The sequence below is a fragment of the Pseudidiomarina aestuarii genome (genome assembly GCF_003987355.1).
Lineage (GTDB): Bacteria > Pseudomonadota > Gammaproteobacteria > Enterobacterales > Alteromonadaceae > Pseudidiomarina > Pseudidiomarina aestuarii.
The window spans coordinates 1,826,078-1,846,659 of the sequence record NZ_PIPR01000001.1 but is presented as its reverse complement, the minus strand read 5'-3'; the positions used below and the strand labels follow the sequence as shown (position 1 = coordinate 1,846,659).

General features: G+C 50.3%; 22 protein-coding genes. 6 read left to right on the top strand and 16 right to left on the bottom strand.

The genetic code is table 11. The annotated features are described in order from the left end of the window. From CWE22_RS08450 to flgL, 4 genes are all read left to right on the top strand, one after another. A complete protein-coding gene (locus CWE22_RS08450; protein ID WP_211618641.1) occupies nucleotides 1–1,113 on the top strand; it encodes a flagellar basal body P-ring protein FlgI in 1,113 nt (370 codons plus the stop codon). Then, a complete protein-coding gene (locus CWE22_RS08445; RefSeq protein WP_169930881.1) occupies nucleotides 1,113–1,412 on the top strand; it encodes a rod-binding protein in 300 nt (99 codons plus the stop codon). The genes CWE22_RS08450 and CWE22_RS08445 overlap by 1 nt, the downstream gene beginning before the upstream one ends. Nucleotides 1,413–1,487: 75 nt before the next feature. Continuing rightward, entirely contained in the window at nucleotides 1,488–3,095 is a 1,608-nt protein-coding gene (flgK, locus tag CWE22_RS08440) for a flagellar hook-associated protein FlgK (protein ID WP_169930880.1), read from the top strand. A gap of 19 nt (nucleotides 3,096–3,114) precedes the next feature. Next, a complete protein-coding gene (gene flgL / locus CWE22_RS08435) occupies nucleotides 3,115–4,314 on the top strand; it encodes a flagellar hook-associated protein FlgL (protein ID WP_169930879.1) in 1,200 nt (399 codons plus the stop codon). Nucleotides 4,315–4,323: 9 nt separating this feature from the next. Here the strand turns inward: flgL and fliR are convergent, their stop codons facing one another. The 13 genes from fliR to fliF are packed head-to-tail and all read right to left on the bottom strand — an operon-like array spanning nucleotide 4,324 to nucleotide 15,464. Next, on the bottom strand, nucleotides 4,324–5,103 hold the full coding sequence (gene fliR, locus CWE22_RS08430; protein WP_169931075.1) for a flagellar biosynthetic protein FliR: 780 nt from the start codon (nucleotides 5,101–5,103) through the stop codon (nucleotides 4,324–4,326). Between the two features lie 9 nt (nucleotides 5,104–5,112). Beyond that, a complete protein-coding gene (gene fliQ / locus CWE22_RS08425) occupies nucleotides 5,113–5,382 on the bottom strand; it encodes a flagellar biosynthesis protein FliQ (protein ID WP_169930878.1) in 270 nt (89 codons plus the stop codon). A gap of 8 nt (nucleotides 5,383–5,390) precedes the next feature. Further along, nucleotides 5,391–6,128 carry a flagellar type III secretion system pore protein FliP gene (gene fliP / locus CWE22_RS08420; protein ID WP_169930877.1) on the bottom strand — a complete coding sequence of 246 codons (738 nt, stop codon included), beginning with the start codon at nucleotides 6,126–6,128 and terminating at the stop codon, nucleotides 5,391–5,393. Further along, a complete protein-coding gene (fliO, locus tag CWE22_RS08415; RefSeq protein ID WP_169930876.1) occupies nucleotides 6,125–6,508 on the bottom strand; it encodes a flagellar biosynthetic protein FliO in 384 nt (127 codons plus the stop codon). The genes fliP and fliO overlap by 4 nt, the downstream gene beginning before the upstream one ends. A 12-nt stretch (nucleotides 6,509–6,520) precedes the next feature. Then, entirely contained in the window at nucleotides 6,521–6,937 is a 417-nt protein-coding gene (gene fliN / locus CWE22_RS08410; protein ID WP_169930875.1) for a flagellar motor switch protein FliN, read from the bottom strand. Further along, on the bottom strand, nucleotides 6,921–8,009 hold the full coding sequence (gene fliM / locus CWE22_RS08405; protein ID WP_169930874.1) for a flagellar motor switch protein FliM: 1,089 nt from the start codon (nucleotides 8,007–8,009) through the stop codon (nucleotides 6,921–6,923). Before fliM ends, fliN begins: the two co-directional genes overlap by 17 nt. Before the next feature lie 6 nt (nucleotides 8,010–8,015). Further along, entirely contained in the window at nucleotides 8,016–8,510 is a 495-nt protein-coding gene (gene fliL / locus CWE22_RS08400) for a flagellar basal body-associated protein FliL (RefSeq protein WP_169930873.1), read from the bottom strand. A gap of 40 nt (nucleotides 8,511–8,550) precedes the next feature. Next, entirely contained in the window at nucleotides 8,551–10,143 is a 1,593-nt protein-coding gene (locus tag CWE22_RS08395; RefSeq protein ID WP_169930872.1) for a flagellar hook-length control protein FliK, read from the bottom strand. 12 nt (nucleotides 10,144–10,155) lie between these two features. Next, nucleotides 10,156–10,614, bottom strand: a complete 459-nt coding sequence (gene fliJ, locus CWE22_RS08390; protein WP_169930871.1) for a flagellar export protein FliJ — start codon at nucleotides 10,612–10,614, stop codon at nucleotides 10,156–10,158. Continuing rightward, nucleotides 10,611–11,978 (bottom strand): flagellar protein export ATPase FliI, encoded by a 1,368-nt coding sequence (fliI, locus tag CWE22_RS08385; protein ID WP_169930870.1) that lies wholly within the window; start codon nucleotides 11,976–11,978, stop codon nucleotides 10,611–10,613. The genes fliJ and fliI overlap by 4 nt, the downstream gene beginning before the upstream one ends. Nucleotide 11,979: 1 nt before the next feature. Beyond that, complete coding sequence (locus CWE22_RS08380; protein WP_169930869.1) at nucleotides 11,980–12,714, bottom strand: flagellar assembly protein FliH; 735 nt, start codon at nucleotides 12,712–12,714, stop codon at nucleotides 11,980–11,982. After that, on the bottom strand, nucleotides 12,707–13,714 hold the full coding sequence (gene fliG, locus CWE22_RS08375; RefSeq protein WP_169930868.1) for a flagellar motor switch protein FliG: 1,008 nt from the start codon (nucleotides 13,712–13,714) through the stop codon (nucleotides 12,707–12,709). Before fliG ends, CWE22_RS08380 begins: the two co-directional genes overlap by 8 nt. Further along, on the bottom strand, nucleotides 13,701–15,464 hold the full coding sequence (fliF, locus tag CWE22_RS08370; protein ID WP_169930867.1) for a flagellar basal-body MS-ring/collar protein FliF: 1,764 nt from the start codon (nucleotides 15,462–15,464) through the stop codon (nucleotides 13,701–13,703). The genes fliG and fliF overlap by 14 nt, the downstream gene beginning before the upstream one ends. Nucleotides 15,465–15,615: 151 nt before the next feature. On the opposite strand from fliF, the gene fliE reads away from it, so the two are divergent. After that, nucleotides 15,616–15,936 carry a flagellar hook-basal body complex protein FliE gene (gene fliE / locus CWE22_RS08365; protein WP_169930866.1) on the top strand — a complete coding sequence of 107 codons (321 nt, stop codon included), beginning with the start codon at nucleotides 15,616–15,618 and terminating at the stop codon, nucleotides 15,934–15,936. Between the two features lie 72 nt (nucleotides 15,937–16,008). On the opposite strand, the gene CWE22_RS08360 is transcribed toward fliE, so the two are convergent. The 3 genes from CWE22_RS08360 to CWE22_RS08350 form a co-directional block, all read right to left on the bottom strand. Further along, complete coding sequence (locus tag CWE22_RS08360) at nucleotides 16,009–16,806, bottom strand: flagellin N-terminal helical domain-containing protein (protein WP_169930864.1); 798 nt, start codon at nucleotides 16,804–16,806, stop codon at nucleotides 16,009–16,011. A gap of 150 nt (nucleotides 16,807–16,956) precedes the next feature. Continuing rightward, nucleotides 16,957–17,754 (bottom strand): flagellin N-terminal helical domain-containing protein, encoded by a 798-nt coding sequence (locus CWE22_RS08355; protein ID WP_169930865.1) that lies wholly within the window; start codon nucleotides 17,752–17,754, stop codon nucleotides 16,957–16,959. 41 nt (nucleotides 17,755–17,795) lie between these two features. Next, nucleotides 17,796–18,593, bottom strand: a complete 798-nt coding sequence (locus tag CWE22_RS08350) for a flagellin N-terminal helical domain-containing protein (protein WP_169930864.1) — start codon at nucleotides 18,591–18,593, stop codon at nucleotides 17,796–17,798. 179 nt (nucleotides 18,594–18,772) lie between these two features. Here CWE22_RS08350 and CWE22_RS08345 point away from each other — a divergent pair, with 179 nt between their 5' ends. Continuing rightward, a complete protein-coding gene (locus CWE22_RS08345) occupies nucleotides 18,773–20,464 on the top strand; it encodes an HD domain-containing phosphohydrolase (protein WP_169930863.1) in 1,692 nt (563 codons plus the stop codon). Nucleotides 20,465–20,582 lie beyond the last annotated feature (118 nt).

Below are 20,582 nucleotides of genomic sequence, written 5' to 3'. Positions count from 1 at the left end.
GTGCCGAACTTACAATGGACTCGTTTGATTGGAATAGCACTTTTACTCAGTGTGCTAAGCATGCCTGCTACGGCAGAGCGGCTCAAAGATATTGCGAGTTTTGCCGGTGTGCGCAGCAATGATCTGGTGGGTTATGGCTTGGTTGTTGGACTCGACGGTTCGGGTGACCAAACCATGCAGGCGCCGTTTACCGGTCAGAGCATGACGAATATGTTGAACCAGCTTGGTGTCACTATTCCTGCAGGAACCAACATGCAGTTGCGTAACGTCGCGGCCGTGATGGTCACCGCAAAACTGCCAGCTTTCGCACAACCGGGCCAACAGGTCGATGTCGTTGTGAGTTCAATAGGTAATGCGCGCAGTTTACGTGGCGGCACCTTGCTGATGACACCGCTGAAAGGTGCAGACGGAAATGTGTATGCACTCGCGCAAGGCAACTTATTGATTAATGGCATCAGCGCTGAAGCTCAGGGCTCGTCAGCGGTGGTCAACCATCAAGCTGCGGGGCGTATTAGCGCTGGCGCCACCATTGAGCGTAGTGTTGAGCTTGATTTAGGTCGAGATAACGGACTGCTGACGTTGCAACTTGATGAGGCTGATTTCACGACGGCTTTGCGTGTTGTTGAGCGAGTGAATGAGTCGTTTGGCTTTAAGGTAGCGAATGCAATCAATGCGGGCGTGATTCAGCTGCAAGGTCCGCGAGACCCGAATAATCGGGTCGCGTTTATGGCGCAGGTTGAAAACATTGAGGTCAATCCAGGTCAGTCGACCGCCCGTGTGGTATTGAATTCGCGTACGGGTTCCATTGTGTTAACTGGCAACGTCACATTACGTGAGGCTGCGGTTGCTCATGGCAATTTAGCGGTAACAATTCGGTCGCAGCCGTTGGTAAGTCAGCCAGCTCCCTTTAGCCAAGGCGAGACGGTTACAGCGAATGCAGCAGATATCGACATTATTGAAGAAGAAGCTTCGTTGCTTGCGGTCGAGGGGACACAACTCATGGATGTGGTGCAAGCGCTGAATAGTTTGGGCGCCACTCCAGCGGACTTGATGGCTATTTTGCAAGCTCTGAAAGCATCGGGCTCGTTACGTGCCGATTTGGAGATTATCTAATGAGTAGCATCCCCGGCTTAGCCTTTGATTCACAGCAGCTCAATGATTTGAAAACCGCCAGCTCGAAACGGCCCGATCAAGCCGCAGAAGCGGCGGCAAAGCAATTTGAAGCGCTCTTTGTTGGACAGATGATGAAGTCGATGCGCGCGGCAGGTGGCGAGTCCGTATTTTTCGATAGTAATGCCATGAAAACCTACACCGAAATGTTCGACGCACAGTTATCCAACGAATTAGCGAGTAAGGGAATCGGCTTGGCCGATACACTGCTGCAGCAGTTACAGAAAACCCCAAGTAAATAAGCATTTCGCGTGAAATTATACTTAAGTTTTGGCGGTTGATGCCGATAGCTAAAGGTATCAGCAGAAGGATCAGAAATGAGCATTTTTTCGATTGGATTGAGCGGGTTGTCGACAGCACAACAAGCGCTTTACACCACCAGTAACAACATCACCAATGTTTATACGCCCGGCTATAATCGCGAGATCGTGATGATGACCGAGAGTAACGGGAATGGTGTGCGAGTTACGGATGTCCAACGTCAATTTAACCAGTTTGTCGCGACGCGCCTGAATGCCGCTTCCGGAACCCTGTCCTCATTACAAGCGTATCAAAATGAACTTGGACAAATTGATAACTTGCTTTCCGATGAGGCCGCTGGTCTTGCTCCAATGATGCAAAAGTTCTTCTCTAGCATGAGCCAGATGGCCAGTAGTCCCTCTGATCCGGCTTCGCGTGAGGGTGTGATGGGCGCAGCACGCACTATGGTTGCGCAGTTTCGCTCGTTAGATCAGTATGCGGAAGACATCGGGCGTAGCGTCAACCAGCAGTTAGAAGCTGAAGTCGAATTGGTCAACACCTACACGCAGCAAATCGCTGACTTAAACCGAGAGATCGTGTTAGCTCGCGGTTTCGATGGCAAAACTCCGAACAATTTAGCGAATCAACGCGATCAATTGGTGCATGAACTGAGTCAGCGCATCGATATTCGCGTCAATGAAAATAGCTCTGGAGCATATAGTGTCTCTTTGTCCAGCGGCTTACCTCTGGTCAGCGGTGAAAATACATATCAGCTCACCGCGCGCCCTGGGGCCAATGACCCTACTCAAGTAATGGTTGGTTATACCGATCCAGCCGGCAACTTCAGTGAATTACAAGAGCGCAACTTTCAACGCGGAACTTTGGGTGGTTTGATGGAGTTTCGGCGCGACTCGCTCGATAAACTTCAAAACCAGCTGGGGCAATTAGCTTATAGTTTTGCGACTGCTATGAACGAGCAACACACTCAAGGGCTTGATTTGAACCAGCAACCGGGCGCAGAGATGTTTAGCATTGGTTCGCCGCAGGTGTTTATGAATGCCAATAATACCAGCACGGTCACCGCCGCTGCGACAATTACGGATAGCGATGCGTTGCTGGCGACGGGCTTTAATGTGCGCACCAACGACGATGGTTCTTTTACAGTGACGCGAGCTGATAACGGGCGTGAAGTTGCAGCTGCTTTTGACGTAGGGACCAATACTTTGAGTTTCGCGGGTGTGGAAATGACGTTAAGCGGCACCCCCAATACCAACGATGCATTTCGCGTTGAGCCCGTGAAAGGACTGGCGAGCACCTTCTCTTTCGAACTGAATGATGGTGCCGAAATAGCTGCTGCGCAGTCTACTGGCAGCGGTGACAACCGTAATGCGCTCGCGATGTTGGAATTACAGAATCAGAAAACAATTGGTGGTACTGCTACGTTTAACCAAGCCTATGCAGGCATGGTCAGCACGGTTGGCAACAAAATGAGTGTTGTAAAAGCCAATTTAGCTGCGCAAGAGGGGCTGACGTCCCAGCTTGAGGCTCTGCAGCAGTCGGAATCCGGTGTCAACTTAGATGAGGAAGCCGCAAATTTAGTCCGCTTCCAACAATATTATCAAGCTAACGCCAAAGTGATTGAAACGGGCACCACGTTGCTCGATACCATTTTAAGCCTTCGCTAAGTGAAGCACGGAGTGTGACATGCGCATCAGTACGTTAACTATCTACAACCAAAACACTCAGGCCATGAATCGGCAGCAGGCTGACTTCATGAAAGTAGGGCAACAAATTGCCAGTGGTAAGCGCGTGGTAAATATCTCTGATGATCCGCAAGCCATGGCGCAAGCGCTAAATGTCGGTCAATCGAAAGCTGTGACACAACAATATACGGATGCGCGAATTGGCGTGCGTAATGCTCTGGGCCAGGAAGAAAGCGTATTGAATAGTGTGAGCGACATTTACTCGCGAGCCAAAACGCTGATGGTACAAGCATCGAATGGTACTTTGAGTGACGGCGATCGCGATGCCGTAGCGAGTGAGATGCGGGGGTTGTACGAATCGTTAGTGGGTCTCGGTAATAGTCGTGACGGGAATGGGCTCTACTTGTTTGGAGGTTATGAAGATGGCTCTGCGCCATTTATTCGCAACCCAGATGAGACGGTCCAATTTGTCGGTAGCACTGATGTTCGTCAGCAACGCATTGACGGTGACCGTACTATGCCGATTGGGCACAGCGCGGATGACGTGTTTCGCAGTGTACGCGGTGGAACCAATTACTTAGCGGCTGCGGCGGCAACCAACCAAGGCTCGTTGACTTATAGCAGTGTGAATGTGATTGATTCTACTGATCCAAACTACGGTGATACATTTACCGTTGATTTTGGTGGTACTGCGGCAGCACCGACCTATTCCATCAATGGTGGTGCTGCGGTTGCTTATACAGACCCGACCGACCTACAAGTGGGAGGGCTTCAAATCGAGTTGACGGGTGCACCCGAACCGGGTGACCAAGTTACGATTAGTCCGGCTGCAGCAGGCAATACCGACGTATTCCGCACCTTTGAAAAGGCGATTGCTGCCTTAGAAGCTCCGCTGGACACACCGCAAGCCGGTGCAGCACTGCGCAATACGTTAAACACTGTGATGAACGAGTTTGATAACAGTATGGACAACGTATTGACGGTTCGTGCAGAAGTGGGGGCACGTCTCAACGAACTTGATACTTTGGAAACTATCGCCTCAAACCGAATGCTGGCATATGAGCAAACGTTATCGTCACTGGTTGATTTAGATTATGTGGAAGCAGCATCAGAATACAGTATGCGCATGGTTGGATTACAGGCAGCGCAAAAAGCGTTCGTCGATATGAAAGATCTCAGTCTGTTCAATATGCTTCGTTAAATCCAGTCTTTACAGAGTGGCGACGGTCTGCTCGACCATCGCCAATCCCATCCGAAATAGTTTCTGCATATAACCACCTAAATCGGTCATCAACACCATCAGCAAGACTAAACCTAGTAGCAGCGACATTGGAAAGCCCACAGAGAAAACAGTGAGCTGCGGTGCAGAGCGGTTGAGAATGCCCAAGGTCAAATTCACGATCAATAACGCTCCGAATACGGGCAGCGCAAGTAAAATCCCCGAACTAAAAATGACGGTTCCAAAGCGCGCTATTAATTCGAATGCGCCAGCGTTCAGACCTAGACTGCCAATTGGTAGAGTGAAAAACGAGTTGGTGAGGATTTCGATGAGGATCAGGTGGCCATCAATGGCTAAAAACATCAGCATCGAGAACACGTACAGCAAACGCGACAGAATCATCGTATTGGCGCCGCTGTCAGGCGAAAAGAAGGTTGCAAAGGCAAGACCCATCTGCAGGCCGATAAACTCACCAGCAGCCTGTATAGCAGCAAAGATAACCTGCATCACAAAGCCGATGGCCACACCGATGATGATTTGTTCCAACATGATGCCAAAACTGGCCCACGAAAACAGCGGGACATCAGGTAATGCAGGTAATAATGGCCCTATGATGATGGTAAAAATGGCGGCCAGACCCAGCTTTGTCATATTAGGTAGACTACTGTGGCTTAACACTGGCGCAATGAGCAACAACCCACTAAAGCGGCAGAAAGGCCATAAAAACAGACTAATCCAGGCCTCAAGTTGTGCGAAGGTTACGGATACCATCACCGCGACCTACTGAATCATCATGGGAATGTTCGTGAACAGCCGCCGAGTGAAATCGATAATAAGTTGCAAAAGATAAGGTCCGATAGCGACGAGAACCACCACGACCCCTAAAATTTTGGGGATGAATGACAAGGTCATTTCGTTAATTTGTGTCGCTGCTTGGAACAGGCTGATTAGGAGACCTAGTAGCAAAGCTGTGAGCAATAAAGGCCCTGCCAAGTACAACGTCACTTGCATCGCTTGATAGGCAATTGTCATGACCGTTTCTGGTGTCATGTTGCCCCCTACACGTAAAAGCTATTGGCGAGTGAGCCAATCAGCAATTGCCAGCCATCAACCAACACAAACAGCATAAGCTTGAATGGCAGCGAGATAGTTGCAGGTGGAACCATCATCATACCGAGTGCCATAAGTACGCTGGCAACCACGAGATCGATAATGAGAAACGGGATGAAAATGGTGAAGCCGATTTGAAATGCTGTTTTCAATTCACTGGTCACGAATGAAGGCACCAATACATGGAAGGGCACTTCTTCGGGGCTGGCGATTGGACCGACATCAGCAAGGCCAGCGAATAAGGCGAGATCTGGCTCGCGTGTTTGTGCCAACATAAACTCACGCATGGGGCCGGACGCAAGTTCGATAAAAGTCTCAAAATCAATCGCGTCGGTACTGAAAGGCACCCAAGCTGTATCATAAATTTGTCCGAATACCGGCGCCATGATGAAAAACGTGAGAAATAACGCGAGACCGAGCAATACCTGATTCGGTGGCGCAGATTGTGTTCCCATAGCTGTGCGGAGCAAACTCATCACAATAATGATGCGAACAAAGGACGTCATCATCAGCAGCATCGCTGGCAAAAAAGCGAGGCTGGTCAGAAATAGTAATGTTTGCAGCGACAGCGACCATTGTTGGCCGCCATCTTCAGTAGGGGTGGTCACGACACCAGGAATACTTTGTGCCAGTGCATCCAACGGGAGTAACAGCAGTACACAGACAAGCAACAACCATCGCATCATGAGTGCGAATCCTTGCGGTTGCCGGTTTGTTGGCGGAAGGCTTGTTGTAGGCGTGATTTGAAATCACCGGTTGTTACTTCGGGAGTCGCTTGCGGTGGCATTTCATGAAGTTTATTGACACTGCCGTTTGCGACGCCGAGCACCAGCCAAGTATCACCGGCCGCTACAATCACCACACGTTCACGACTACCTACGGCTACACTGCCGACCACTTTCAGTTGCCCTTGAACCCCTTGATACTGCCCGCTGAGTTTGCGAAATAGCCACGCGCAGAGCAAGATCAAACCAATCACGAACAGCAGTACGAGCATGACTTGGCCGGCGTAGGCCATGCCATCGGTACTCAGTTCAGCAGCTTGTGTCGCAGCGCTTGTGCTCATAGCGAATAGCTCTTATCGATTGAGTTTTTGCACACGCTCAGACGGCGTGACGATTTCGGTAATACGAATACCGTACTTGTCATCCAGAACAACGACTTCACCTTGTGCAATCAGGTAGCCGTTAATCAAGATATCCATGGGTTCGCCGGCGAGACCGTCGAGTTCCACTACAGAGCCTTGTGCAAGTTCTAAGAGCTGCTTGATCGTTATACGGGTTCGTCCAAGCTCAACACTCAGCTTGACCGGTATATCCATAATGATATCGAGATCATTGAGCGAGCCCGCTTTAGCTGATGAATCGAGAGGCTTAAAGACATTGCCTGCATCGCCTTCGAGTGGCTGTGTTTGCTCTTCTTCGGCCAGTGCATCAGCCCAAGGATCTTGCTCGTTTGGCTGTTCGCCAATAGGTTCATTAGAATCGTTTGTCATGATCGGACTCCTGCGACTGGAACGGGCTGGAGAACTTTTGATTCTCAAGCACTTTGGTCACTTTCAGGGCACGGTGTGAATTGACGCTACCGAACTCGCACTCGAGAACGGGTAGGTTATTCACCGTAGCGGTGACCTTTTTCGGTAATTCAATGGGAATAACATCCCCTGGTTTAAGCGACATCACTTGCGGTAAGCGCAGCGGAATATCGACGAAATCAGCAACCAAATCAATGGATGAGGATTGCAATTCTTGGCTGATACGCTGACGCCACAGTTTGTCATTACCGCCACCGGCATCAGCTCTTAAATTGGTGAGCTTATCGCGTAGCGGCTCGATCATTGAGTACGGCATGCATATTTTGAAGTTGCTCTCCAAGTTGCCGACTTCGAGGTGAAAGGTGGTGTTGACCACAATTTCACTGGGCGAGCTAGTGATGGCCGCGAATTTTGGCTGCATTTCACTGCGTATAAAGTTGATATCAAGCGGATACACAGAGCGCCAGGATTCTTGATAAGCATCAATTGCAAGGTTTAGGACACGCTGAATAATGCGCTGCTCAGTACCTGTAAACTCACGCGAATCATTGCGCGTAATAAAGCGGCCGTCCCCGCCAAACAGGTTTTCGACAATCATCGAGACCATTGCGTGCGGAAACACGACCAAACCGGTGCCACGCAGAGGTTTCATGGCGATAATGTTGAGGTTGGTTGGTGTCGGAATGGCATCCGCAAAGTCGCTAAAGCGCTGATAACGAACAGACTCGACGGTAATGTCGGCATTGCGTCGTAATAGGTTAAACAAGTTCATGCGAAACTGCCGCGCAAACCGCTCGTTGATAACCTCAAGGGTATGCAGCCGTTCGCGGACAACACGATTCTGGGAACCAGGATCAAAGGGACGTTGTTCTTTCCGATCGCGAGTGTGCACTTCACCGCCGGGACGAGGTTTCGGTGAATCAACCACGACATCATCGTCGGCGTCGCGTTGGCGCGCCTTGCTAGGCTTCTCATCCGGTTGCCCGGCAAGAAGCGCGTCGAGTTCGTCTTGAGTTAAGTCGTGGTCTGCCATAAGTCCTTACTGCACAATAAATTCGGTAAATAACACATCATTAATGGCAATTTCTTCGTCACCTTTGTAAGGCGCCTGTAGCGTCGATTGAATAGAGGCTGCTAGGGTCTTTTTGCCATCGGAATTCACTATTTTCTCTGCATCTTGTCCCGATAAGAGCACCAACAAGCGGTTTCGAACTTGTGGCATATTGGTCAACAGTAACTGTTTCACCTTCTCATCTGGTACTTCTAGCGTTAGGCCTGCGTAGAGCAAACGTGGGCCAAACTGGTCGCTGCGCAAATTCACAGTAAACGGTGAAATGCTGACAAATACCGGTTCAAAAGCTTCTTGCTCTTTTTCCATGACTTCGCCGTTGGCCGCGGCCAGAGCAATGTTTCGTGTATCCATTAACAAGTAGGTATTGGCTCCAGCTACCGCGATAGCGAGAAACAATAAAACATAGATCACTAAGTTGTTGCTGCCGCTTGCTGGAGCGGGAGTATCCGATTTACGCGCCATTGTTACTTATCCTCTGCATAATTGTTCAGCGTATTAGGTGCTAGGCGTAGAGATCCAAAGTTCCCGCTGGCGCTTTTGAGGGAGCCACGGGAGTCGGATCATTATCGGTGTTATCGGCCGCAATCAGCGAATCTGAAGCATTTTCGTGCTGACCTGCCGTATGGCGCTCAGATTGCTGTCCAAAGTCACGAGCAGACTGGCTGCCAACATGGGTTTGGCCTAAGTCGATACCTTGGTTAGCTAATGCATCCCGAAGTTGCGGTAACGCTTGCTCGAGCGCTTGCCGAACTTGTGCGTTGCCGGACTGAATGGAGAGTTGCGCTGCGCCATCTTCAACTTTCATTTGTACCATCAATGAGCCAAGTTCAGCAGGGTGTAACCGCAGTGCCACAGACTGGTCGTTCTGAAGCACCAGTTGCGAGACTTGTTGACTGAGTTGCTGTTGCCACGCTTGAGTTCCTAACTTTGCTGTTAGCTGTGGTGCGGTTCCAGCGGTGTCAGCAATAACGGGTTGCTGTCCGACTGGGGGATTTTGCGCGACAGATTGTGTCGCATTCAAGCTATTTGGATTCGCTGCCTCACCTAAGCTAAATTTGGCGGCCTCAGCTGGTATGGCTTCTTTGGTGACCTGGGCGGCAAGCAACTGTTCCTGAGGAGTTGCAGCCGTTGCATTTTGCCGCATGAGCTCTGGGGTATCGTTCAGTTCAAATGCTAAATCTGCACTCTGTGGCGTCGGTTGAACAGGGGTTGGTGACTGCTGCTGGGTGTTGTTACTCTGCCCAGTTTGCGCTGCAATTGCGGGTTGTTGAGCAGTCGTTTTTAATGGCGTGGCTTCAACTGCAGCGACTTGCGGTGCTGTGGACGCTGTCGAAACAACTTGTTCGAACGAACCAGGTTGATTTGGTTTAAGCGCGGCTTGATTCGTCTGCTTCAACTCAGCATCTGTTAGCGTTGTTAACGCTCGAGCAGCCAATTGCGCAGCCTGAGCTGCAGAATTATGGGGGCTCGACTGCGTCGCAATGGTCGCTGCTGAGGTGACTTGCTCTGCCGTCAATTTCTGCGCTGCAGCATTGGGTTGTTGGGTTGCGTGCTCTTTTTCAACCGGTTGCTCAGCACCGGGTTTGGTTGTGGCGACTGGCGCCGCTTGAATGGGATTCGATACGGCGGTTTTAAGGTCTACCGGAGTCTTATCAGTTGAGCTGGTATTGATCGGTTGCTCGGTCATCGTCGGTTGGCCACTCACCGGTTTGTTAGCCGCGGTTGCCGCTAATTGGGGTGCGGCTGCAGCAATAGCCTGTATTGTTGGCGCAGCGTCGGTTTGGGTCGGATCAATAGGCTGTTCAGTCAACAAAGGTGCCGCTGCTGCAATTGGTGCTGACGTCTGTTGCGAGTCAACCATCGGTGCCTGGCCATTAAACAATGCGAGCCACTTCGGACGATTCTGGTCTTTTGGCGACGAGTCTACCGAGCGTTCAGACGCAGCAGTTGCAGCCTGCTTTGGCGTTTCAGGTTTTGCGGCTTGTGACGCTGCCTGAGCATAGGTTTCAGCAAAGCCTGAAGTAGTCGCCGTGTTGCCAGACGCTGGCGCGGGTTCACGTTGTAGTAATTGTTGAATGCTGGTCATAGAAATCATGCCTCCCACTCCTCAACCATTGCCAGCGCCGACAATGCGGCGAGCGGTTAGGTTGGTTGTAAATTCATCGGCGAGACGTTGCTCCGCGCGAATCCGATCACGCAGCGCCCGACTCGACTGGCGACTTTGCAGCGTGTTAAAGGATTGCAACTTCTGCTGTTGCTGCTGCCAATGATTTTGTGATTTGTCGAGGCGCTGGTCTTGCTGCATTAATGTCGCCTCAGCGCGCTCAATAGCATCCTCAAGACTGGTTAAAAAGGCCCGAAAAGTTGCCACTGTTGCTGGTGCTAAGCCATCTAAAAGTTGTCGTTGCAATTCTCTCGCATAGTCGTTGCGATAGGTTTTAAGCATCTCAAGCTGTTGCGCGATCCGCTGTTTGTTGTGCCGTTCCGTCGCCAGTAATTTGGCTGCATCATCGCGGGCTGTTTTTGCCTGTTCAGTTAAGTAGCTGAGGGTAGACTGGTTCATCATTGACCTCCGATCACTGTAGCCAGTGCTTGTTGCGACTGGCTCAGTTGACATTGTTCTTGCATGCCTTGCTGCAAATAACGCTCGAGTTTCGGAAAGAATTGCACCGCTTTATCGAGCAGAGGGTCGTGTCCCGGGCTATAAGCGCCGACGCTGATTAAATCCCGATTGCGTTGATAAGTTGAAAAGAGCTTCTTTAATTGTTGGGCATGGAGTATTTGTTCCTGACTGACAATCGACGGCATGACTCGACTGATCGAGGCCTCGATATCAATAGCCGGGTAATGCCCGGATTCTGCCAATTCGCGTGAAAGCACAATGTGACCGTCGAGGATCGCCCGAGATGAGTCGGCAATCGGATCTTGTTGGTCATCACCCTCAGTTAAGACGGTATAAAATGCAGTAATCGAACCACCGTTTAGTTCGCCATTGCCGGCGCGTTCCACCAAAGCCGGTAATTTGGCAAACACCGACGGCGGATAACCCTTGGTTGCGGGTGGTTCGCCGATGGCCAAAGCAATTTCTCGCTGGGCCATGGCATAGCGTGTCAGTGAATCCATGATCAGCAACACATGTTGGCCTTGGTCACGGAAATCTTCCGCAAGACGAGTTGCATACGCGGCGCCTTGCAACCTTTGCAATGGAGTCGAGTCGGCAGGTGCAGCCACGACGATAGAGCGAGCCATACCCTCAGTACCGAGGATGTGATCAATAAATTCTTGTACTTCGCGACCACGTTCACCAATCAGACCAACGACAATCACGTCCGCTTTGGTAAAACGACCCATCATGCCAAGTAACACGGATTTACCGACACCTGAGCCGGCAAACAATCCCATTCGTTGTCCACGACCGACGCTCAGTAACCCATTGATAGCGCGAATACCGACATCAATAGGAGTATCGATAGCTGCACGTTTAAGTGGATTAATAGTGGCACCATGCAAGTTACCAAACTCACAACGCTCAGGAAGCGGCTTCCCATCCAGTGGCCGACCAGAGCCATCGAGCACGCGGCCGAGCAGTGCCTTACCGAGCGGGAATCGGCGGTGGTGATCATCGCCACTGTTTAAAGGTAAAACGCGCGCACCGGGCGTGAGACCTTGCACACTATCAATGGGCATCAAAAATGTTTTATCGCCGGCAAAACCGACCACTTCGGCTTCTATGCGTTGCTGGTCAGTTACAATCATACACGCACTACCTACAGCCAATTGCACACCGACAGCTTCAAGTACCATTCCCGTTGCCCGCACCAAGCGTCCGCTGGCTTGCCACGGCGCAACGTGACCCACCCGATCAGATACACTGCGCAGAGCAGCTTGCCAGTTTTCGTGGAGTGATTGAGAGGCGCTCGAGGTCGTCATGTTAGCTGCGGCCTCGTAGTTGTTGTTGAATCAACTGCCAACGAGTTTCCATGCTGGCATCGAGTTCGCCGGCTTTGCTGACCACGCGACAGCCACCACGGGAAAGACGCGGATCAGCCTGAACTTGCCATCGAGCACGTTCTAAGTCAGTAGTCATGTGGGTTTTGACTAAATCTAAATCGTCCGGATGCAAATAAATAATGGCAGGGCTGTATAACGTCTCGTCTTGTTGCAGGAGCTCGCGGACCACCTCCAGAACTGCTTCTGGCTTGGCCTCTAATGCCTCTCCAGCAAGTTGACGACCTGCTTGCAAGGCTAGATGCACAAGATGTTCTGCTACCGCCGTATCGACTTCACGCAATGCTTCTTCAAATGTCTGCACAAGTGCTTGTAGTGGTGCTACGTTCGTTTCTAACTGCTGTTGTAGTTCATGCTGGGCTTGTTCTTGGCCCTCGGCATAGCCATGCTCGAACCCTTCTTTATGACCGGCTTCGCGACCTGCGGTCAAACCTTTACTGTAAGCCTCTTGGTATGCTTGTTCGCGGAGCACGCGCAATTCAGATTGCTGTTCAAACTCAATATCGGTGGCATCTACGTGGACACGCGGAGACTGTGTTTTACGCGTCGTCAAAGCGCCGAGACGCCAACTTTGCCATTGCTCTGGATCGTCGGCTAGTTGCGGAGCGGCCGCTTTATCATCTTGCGCGGTTGCAGTAACGCTGAACGGCTTAAACATAGGTATCGTCTCCGCTGTTGAGCATCACTTCGCCACTGTCCGCTAACCGGCGTACCACCGCCAGAATTGCTTTTTGCTCGGCTTCAACCTGTGACAAGCGAATTGGACCACGCGTCTCCATTTCTTCGCGGATAAGTTGAGCCGCGCGCTGTGACATATTGCGCAAGAACTTCTCGACCAGCGGTTCCTCGGCGCCCTTGAGTGCAACCACCAAAGCGGTCGTTTCGACTTGACGGAGAACCACCTGAATACTGCGGTCATCGAGATCCAGAAGGTTCTCGAAGAGGAACATTTCGTCGACAATTTTCTGGGCGAGCTCATCGTTGTAGGCACGAATATTTTCAAGTGCAGTGTCTTCTTGACCGGCACTCAGCAAGTTCAGGATTTCGGCTGCGGTCCGAACGCCACCCATTTTGCTGCGCTTCAAGTTTTGACCGTCCAACATGCCGCCGAGAACTTCAGTGAGCTCTTGCAAGGCAGCCGGTTGCACGCCAGTAAACGTTGCTATTCTGAGCACCACATCATTGCGTAACCGCTCATCAAATAGCTCAAGAACACCTGCTGCTTGCGAGCGGTCAAGGTGAATCAAAATGGTCGCGATGATTTGTGGGTGCTCATCACGAATCATTTCAGCAACTTCTGGCGTATCCATCAAATTGAGAGCATCAATACCAACGCCGCCATGGCGCTGGTCTAGTACATCTTCAATCAAACTGCTGGCGCGCTCATTGCCCAATGCTTTGGTTAAAACAGAACGAATATAGTCGTCGTAGCGATCCATCGAGGGACTATTGGTCACTTCAGTATGGAAGTCATCTAGAATCATCTTAATGTCCTGATGTGACAAATCACCCAAGCGCGTCATTTCCTTACTGACCTTTTGAATCAGGGTCGGTGGAAAGTGCTTAAACACCTCTGATGCAGCCTCTTCTTCGAGCATAAGGAGCATCACGGCGGCGCGGCGCAAGCCAGTCATTGGTGCTGCGTTAGGAGTTGCCATGTGCGTCATCCTTACTAATCCAATTCTGCAAGATTCGAGCGACTTGCTTGGGGTTTTCTGCTGCGTGCTGCTTGGCTTTGTTTAATGCTCGGGTGTAGTTTGGCTGACTGGTTTTGTCAGGCCAATCCAACTCTTCTTCTTCGCTCGATTCGTTGCTACTGGAGCCATGGCCGGTGCGTCGCTGTCCATCGTTATTATCGTCATCGTCGCCGACGACAGCCCGTAAGTTGCCGCGGCCACTGGCACGAGCGGTACCGGTGCTATCTACTGGTGATTGAATAGGCGATTGCACATGACGATTGAGCAGTGGACGCATGATCAATAAGTAGAACAATAAAATGCCGAGTCCGGCTGCAACATACTTACCAATGGTAAAAGCAAGTTGCTGAGTAGCAGGGTCTTGCCAACCCGACACTTCCACTTCAGTCTCGTCGGCGACAGGCATAAAGCGACTATTTACAACTTCAATTTGATCACCGCGTTCCACGTTAAAGCCGACGGCTTGACGTACCAGGCGATTGATATAGTCCAGTTCTTCTTCACTGCGAGGCACCCAACTGACGATGCCTTCTTCATCAGTGGTTTGACGATGGTTAACTACTACGGCTATTGAAATACGTTCAAGCTCACCGCGCTCATGTTGAACGTGTTCAACTAGACGATCGACCTCATAGTTGACGACTTGGTCCTGTTGCATCGTGTTATTTACAGCGTTGCCATTGGCTACGGTACCTGCGCTGTTCTCGGCTCCAGTTGGATCCGTTTCAATGGGCGATGCTGCAACACCCGGGGGCGTATTCGACAAGGCGCCAGGTACACCGGCTGCCCCATCAGTCATGCCTTGCATTGATAAGTTACGTTGAATACTGCGAATGGCAGCGGTTTCAGGAGTTTGATTCGGACTGTAGCGCTCTGCAGTGGCTTCACGCGTGGCAAAATTGATGCTCGCGGCTACTTGTGCCTGAATATTTTCGCGCCCTAAGAACGGTGCCAAAATACCTTCAATCCGTTCTTGATATGACTTTTCAACTTGCTGGATATAGCTCAGTTTGGTGCCGCTAAGTGCATCATCCCGATTATTGTCGGATAGCAAATTACCATGTTGGTCGACTACGGTGACACTGTCAGGAGTGAGTTCAGGAACGCTGCTCGATACCATGTGAATAATAGCATTTACCTGACCATCACCCATGCTACGACCGGTGTGCAGAGTGAGTACTACAGATGCTTTCGCTGGCTCACGCTCACGCACGAAAACGGATGCTTTGGCCATGGCTAAGTGGACGCGAGCTTTAGCGACTGGTCCTAATGACTCCATTGAGCTGGCTAACTCACCTTCGAGCGCGCGTTGGAAATTGACTTGCTCCGCGAACTGGCTGATACCGAAGGCTTGATTATCCATTAGCGAAAAGCCTGCATTCCCGCCTTGAGGAAGACCTTGCTCGGCCAGTTGTAAACGCAAGCGATGGACTTGATCAGCGGGTACCAGCAACGTATTGGTGCCGTTTAGTTGATAGGGGATCTGGCGTGTTTCAAGTTCATTGACGATGCGACCGCCGTCAGCTTCACTCAAGTTGCTGTAGAGCACGCGGTAGTCCGGTGCGCTGACCCATAACGACAGTGCGATAATAAGCCCAAGAAAGGCAGCGCCGCCTAATAGCAATGGTACCAGGCTGCTCGCTTTGAGCTTCCCGAACCATTGGTTGACGTTGTTGCCAACGCCTGCTGTAGCTGTCTGTGTTGCTTCCATAATCGCTTCTTGCAGAGACTTTTCTGATTGCTATTATGCTTAAGCGGGGTCAAGTCAAAGGGTAGAAAAAGCAACTTTTAGGGCGTTATTTAATCCATTCGCTTTATTGCTGGGCTGTTAAATTAAGCTGCGATAAAAGTGGAGAAAACCCATGAGTGTACCGGCAATTCAAACTGCAATAGCGCAAATGCAGAGCCTGCAAGCGCAAACGAGATCTGAGCCTGTAGCTTCGCCAGCGACCGTTGAAAAGGGCGGATTTGCAGGTGAGTTAAAGCAATCCATCGAACGCATTAACGAACTACAACAAACCGCAGCCGCAAAAACCACGGCATTTCAGTTAGGCGATCCTAATGTATCGTTGAATGATGTCATGATTGACAAGCAAAAGGCTTCTTTAGCCTTTGAAATGGGCGTTCAAGTGCGTAATCGTTTGGTTGGCGCATACAAAGAAATTATGAATATGCAGGTATAAAAAAAGCTGCTTACCTTGTTAAAGAGTAAGCAGCTGAGATGCGTGTTACGGACGCATGGGAGAGGATAGAATTTATCCCAACAGTGACAGCACGCCCTGCGGAACCTGGTTCGCCTGAGCCAATACTGAAGTACCCGCCTGTTGCAAAATCTGTGAGCGCGTCATGTTGCTGACTTCAACCGCGTAATCGGCATCTTCAATACGTGAACGCGCAGCGGACAAGTTAGCGACCGTGGTGCTGATGTTGTCGATAGCAGATTCAAGACGGTTTTGCACCGCACCTAAATTTGAGCGCGTGCTATCCACTGAGCCGATGGCGGTATCAAGTGAAGCTAAGGTGCCAGTGGCAACGTCAAACGTACCGAGGTCAAACGCAGTTGAGGCGAGAGTCGCCGCAGCAATAGTAATGACCTGACCATCTTTTGCGCCCACTTGAATATTGAAATCAGCGGCTGGGTCGAACAGTGCGTTGCCGTTAAATTCTGATTCGCCAACAACTCGAGTAATTTCTGCTAAACGCTCATCGACTTCAGCCTGAATCGACGCAACGTCGTCTGCTGAGTTGGTGCCGTTTTGAGCTTGCACAGTCAACTCACGAATACGCTGCAAGTTGTCGTTGATTTGGTTCAAAGAACCTTCAGCGGTTTGTGCTAGTGAAATACCATCGTTGGCATTTCGTTGAGCTTGCGAGAGACCACGGATTTGGGCGGTCATTTTGTTGGCGATGGCTTGACCAGCAGCATCGTCTTTGGCGCTATTAATACGCAGGCCTGAAGACAGACGCTCCATCGAAGTTTGCAGCGATGACTGCGACTTCTGCAGATTCTGCTGACCAATCAGCGAGGTAATGTTGGTATTGATGACTGACATAGTTACGTTCCTCTTGAACCATTGTTCTGTTGTTAACAATGATTATCGGCACGCTTTCAGACAACTTTAGAATATTTTTTGAAAAAGAAAAAAATCAGCCACCCACGAGTGGATGGCTGATGATGAAGGTCGAATATCAAATGATTGGAATTAACCCAATAGTGACAATACGCCCTGTGGTACCTGGTTAGCCTGAGCTAATACTGAGGTACCCGCCTGTTGCAAGATCTGTGAACGAGTCATGTTGCTGACTTCTACAGCGTAGTCAGCATCTTCGATACGTGAGCGCGCAGCAGACAAGTTAGCTACTGTGGTGCTGATGTTGTCAATCGCTGATTCCATCCGGTTTTGAATCGCACCCAGGTTTGAGCGCGTGCTATCTACCGCTGCGATAGCTGTGTCCAGCGTTGCTAGGGTATCGGTACCCACAGCAAATGCGCCAAGGTCATAGCCTGCTGAGTCACCGACTACAACATCAATCGTTTGTGCATCTTTTGCACCTACTTGGATTGTGAATGTAGTGGCCGCGCCGTTAGTAAATAGCGCATTACCATTGAACTCAGACTCAGTCACAACGCGCGAAATTTCAGCTAAACGCTCATCAACTTCTGCTTGAATCGATGCAACGTCGTCTACCGAGTTCGTACCGTTTTCAGCCTGAACCGCTAACTCACGAATACGTTGTAAGTTATCGTTGATTTGGTTCAATGAACCTTCAGCCGTTTGAGCGAGTGAAATACCGTCGTTGGCATTACGCTGCGCTTGAGTTAAGCCACGAATTTGTGACGTCATCTTGTTCGCGATGGCTTGGCCCGCTGCATCATCTTTGGCACTGTTAATGCGCAAACCTGATGACAAGCGCTCCATAGAAGTCTGCAGAGCTGACTGCGATTTCTGCAGGTTCTGCTGACCAATCAACGAAGTGATGTTGGTATTAATAACTGACATAGTAATGTCCTCTTAGTAAAAGAAGCGCATCACTGTTGGGATTAACCCAACAGTGATAATACGCCCTGTGGAACCTGGTTAGCTTGCGCTAATACCGAAGTACCTGCTTGTTGCAAAATCTGTGAGCGCGTCATGTTGCTGACTTCAACCGCGTAATCGGCATCTTCAATACGTGAACGCGCAGCTGACAAGTTAGCGACCGTGGTGCTGATGTTGTCGATAGCAGACTCAAGACGGTTTTGCACCGCACCTAAATTTGAGCGCGTGCTATCCACTGAGCCGATGGCGGTATCAAGTGAAGCCAAGGTGCCAGTGGCGACGTCAAACGTACCGAGATCAAACGCAGTTGAGGCGAGAGTCGCCGCAGCAATAGTAATGACCTGACCATCTTTTGCACCGACTTGAATATTGAAATCAGCGGCTGGGTCGAACAGTGCGTTGCCGTTAAATTCTGATTCGCCAACAACCCGAGTAATTTCTGCTAAACGCTCATCGACTTCAGCTTGAATCGACGCAACGTCGTCTGCTGAGTTGGTGCCGTTTTGAGCTTGCACAGTCAACTCACGAATACGCTGCAGGTTGTCGTTGATTTGGTTCAAAGAGCCTTCAGCGGTTTGTGCTAATGAAATACCATCGTTGGCATTTCGTTGTGCTTGCGAGAGACCACGGATTTGAGCGGTCATTTTGTTGGCGATGGCTTGACCAGCAGCATCGTCTTTGGCGCTATTAATACGCAGGCCTGAAGACAGACGCTCCATCGAAGTTTGCAGCGATGACTGCGACTTCTGCAGATTCTGCTGACCAATCAGCGAGGTAATGTTGGTATTGATGACTGACATAGTCGTTTCCTTTTGTTTCGAAAAGAGGGCCGCCATAATGGCCTGCCGTCACCTGCTGTTATCGGTCTGCCAAAAAAAACCTTTAATTAATTTTCTGCAACAGGTTAAATCGACCGGCTTTCTAAAGTTTCTGCGCTGTTGGTCGATAATTCGATCGCTACTCTGAATGGATAAGAACTGTGACCGAAATTGAATTTACACCCGTCAATAGTGTGGTAGAGCTTGCGACTTATTATGAGGCGCTGAGTCAACCTGGTGTGGCTTCTATCCAACTGACCACGCAAGGCTCGGATGAACATCCGGTCATTTTGTTGGAGCAGGAAGAAGAGGATTACCTGCTATTCGATCTCACCGCGGTTCGTGACTTAGCACCACCTCTGCGCCGCGGTGTGACCTTCTTATTAAAAGGTTACACACCGGGTGGACTGGTTCGTTCTAATCCAATAAAAATGCGCGAGCTAACTACTGTCGAAGGACGGTTGTTTGCCTATGCCGATTGGCCAACGGAAATCAATGTTCAACAGCGTCGAGCGAGTTTCCGCGCAACCCTACGTATGGGGATGGATGTTGGCGTTATCCTGCGCAGTAGTGACAACGAGCAAGGTGAAGAAGTTGAGTTGCAGGGTGATTTGAAGGACCTATCCGCCACGGGTTGTTTAGCTGAGTTCTTCGCACAAGATGGTGTATCCAAAGTGCTACCGAATTTAGAGACCGGGATTGAACTCTATTTTCCGAATGGAACCCGATTTGAAGTGAAGTCGGTGGTGAAGCACATTCGTACCGACAATGACCGACAAGTGCTAGCGGTTGGCTTCGAGTTCGATAACATCAGTAAAGTGGATGAAAGGCAACTGTGGGATTTCGTTCGTGAGATTGAGCGTGAAGCTAGTCGCAACGCAATCGAGGGCGACAATAACCGGCAACCGTCTGAACTCTTTCAAGTAAAAAATGGTGATGAAAATAAGCTCGGTCGGCGCCAGGGGCATGCGTACGCCACGCCAATGGCGCGACGGCTTGCGCGTATTGCCGGGTATCTCGATAGCCAGATGGTATCGTTGCGTCAGGGACAGCCTGTGAACTCAGGTCAATTGTCGCAGCACGCAGATCGACTGCTCGATATGCTTGATGATAGTCGTGAAGAGACGCTCTTCGCTGTGCATTGTATTCACCGCGAATCGCGATGGATTCGTCATGGTCTGGCAGTCGCGGTTCGTTTGGTTGACCTCCTGAGTTCTACCAAGGTTCCCCGGGATGTGCGCAAAGCGGTAGCTGCGTGCGCAATGATTCACGATATCGGTAAAGGCTTGTTACCCGCTGAAATTTGGCGAGCAACGACACTCAGTACCGAAGTTTATGAGCAAATGCAGACCCATGTTGCCCTGATAATGGACAAGCTTGAAAATTGTAAATGGTTGTCACCAGTCATTCAAAATAATGTGATTGAACAAATCAACGAGCGTTTAAATGGCTCCGGCTACCCCAGTGAGTGTCGCGCAGACAAATTAGGGCAATTGGCTCGCGCTGCGGCGGTAGTCGACGCTATTGATGCAATGCAACGTGGACGTCCAGATCGCAAAGGCTTATCAACCGTTTCAGCGTGGAAGTTCGTGGAAGCGCGCCCTGAAGAATATGATCAAGTTTGGGTCTACAAGTACCAACAACATTTTGGTGGTATTCCAATTGGCACTTTGGTTAAGTTTGAACATGGGCAGTTTGCGTGGGTTGTGGGGTTGGACAAACAACGACGCATTTCCCATGTCCGCGTTGCGCCTCATAAAAGCGCTCCTGACGATAAGCTTGGCGATGTTGTTGAGTTAAGCTCACTCCAAGATGTCGGTCGTATCGTCGACGTGATAGCACCCGATTATTAGTTTTGAATAGTATTTTTACGAGACGGACTTCGCATTTCGAAAAAATTTCTAAAGTTTTGTCCCCGCGTGGTCGATAACTTGAAATGCGTATTTTTAACGCGGTTTTTATTGGCTTTGC

Excerpts from the sequence above, each read along its gene's own strand:
- CWE22_RS08445 (WP_169930881.1), top strand. The coding sequence starts at position 1,113 with ATGAGTAGCATCCCCGGCTTAGCCTTTGATTCACAGCAGCTCAATGAT.
- flgK (WP_169930880.1), top strand. The coding sequence starts at position 1,488 with ATGAGCATTTTTTCGATTGGATTGAGCGGGTTGTCGACAGCACAACAA.
- flgL (WP_169930879.1), top strand. The coding sequence starts at position 3,115 with ATGCGCATCAGTACGTTAACTATCTACAACCAAAACACTCAGGCCATG.
- fliR (WP_169931075.1), bottom strand. The coding sequence starts at position 5,103 with ATGGTATCCGTAACCTTCGCACAACTTGAGGCCTGGATTAGTCTGTTT.
- fliQ (WP_169930878.1), bottom strand. The coding sequence starts at position 5,382 with ATGACACCAGAAACGGTCATGACAATTGCCTATCAAGCGATGCAAGTG.
- fliP (WP_169930877.1), bottom strand. The coding sequence starts at position 6,128 with ATGATGCGATGGTTGTTGCTTGTCTGTGTACTGCTGTTACTCCCGTTG.
- fliO (WP_169930876.1), bottom strand. The coding sequence starts at position 6,508 with ATGAGCACAAGCGCTGCGACACAAGCTGCTGAACTGAGTACCGATGGC.
- fliN (WP_169930875.1), bottom strand. The coding sequence starts at position 6,937 with ATGACAAACGATTCTAATGAACCTATTGGCGAACAGCCAAACGAGCAA.
- fliM (WP_169930874.1), bottom strand. The coding sequence starts at position 8,009 with ATGGCAGACCACGACTTAACTCAAGACGAACTCGACGCGCTTCTTGCC.
- fliL (WP_169930873.1), bottom strand. The coding sequence starts at position 8,510 with ATGGCGCGTAAATCGGATACTCCCGCTCCAGCAAGCGGCAGCAACAAC.
- CWE22_RS08395 (WP_169930872.1), bottom strand. The coding sequence starts at position 10,143 with ATGATTTCTATGACCAGCATTCAACAATTACTACAACGTGAACCCGCG.
- fliJ (WP_169930871.1), bottom strand. The coding sequence starts at position 10,614 with ATGATGAACCAGTCTACCCTCAGCTACTTAACTGAACAGGCAAAAACA.
- fliI (WP_169930870.1), bottom strand. The coding sequence starts at position 11,978 with ATGACGACCTCGAGCGCCTCTCAATCACTCCACGAAAACTGGCAAGCT.
- CWE22_RS08380 (WP_169930869.1), bottom strand. The coding sequence starts at position 12,714 with ATGTTTAAGCCGTTCAGCGTTACTGCAACCGCGCAAGATGATAAAGCG.
- fliG (WP_169930868.1), bottom strand. The coding sequence starts at position 13,714 with ATGGCAACTCCTAACGCAGCACCAATGACTGGCTTGCGCCGCGCCGCC.
- fliF (WP_169930867.1), bottom strand. The coding sequence starts at position 15,464 with ATGGAAGCAACACAGACAGCTACAGCAGGCGTTGGCAACAACGTCAAC.
- fliE (WP_169930866.1), top strand. The coding sequence starts at position 15,616 with ATGAGTGTACCGGCAATTCAAACTGCAATAGCGCAAATGCAGAGCCTG.
- CWE22_RS08360 (WP_169930864.1), bottom strand. The coding sequence starts at position 16,806 with ATGTCAGTCATCAATACCAACATTACCTCGCTGATTGGTCAGCAGAAT.
- CWE22_RS08355 (WP_169930865.1), bottom strand. The coding sequence starts at position 17,754 with ATGTCAGTTATTAATACCAACATCACTTCGTTGATTGGTCAGCAGAAC.
- CWE22_RS08350 (WP_169930864.1), bottom strand. The coding sequence starts at position 18,593 with ATGTCAGTCATCAATACCAACATTACCTCGCTGATTGGTCAGCAGAAT.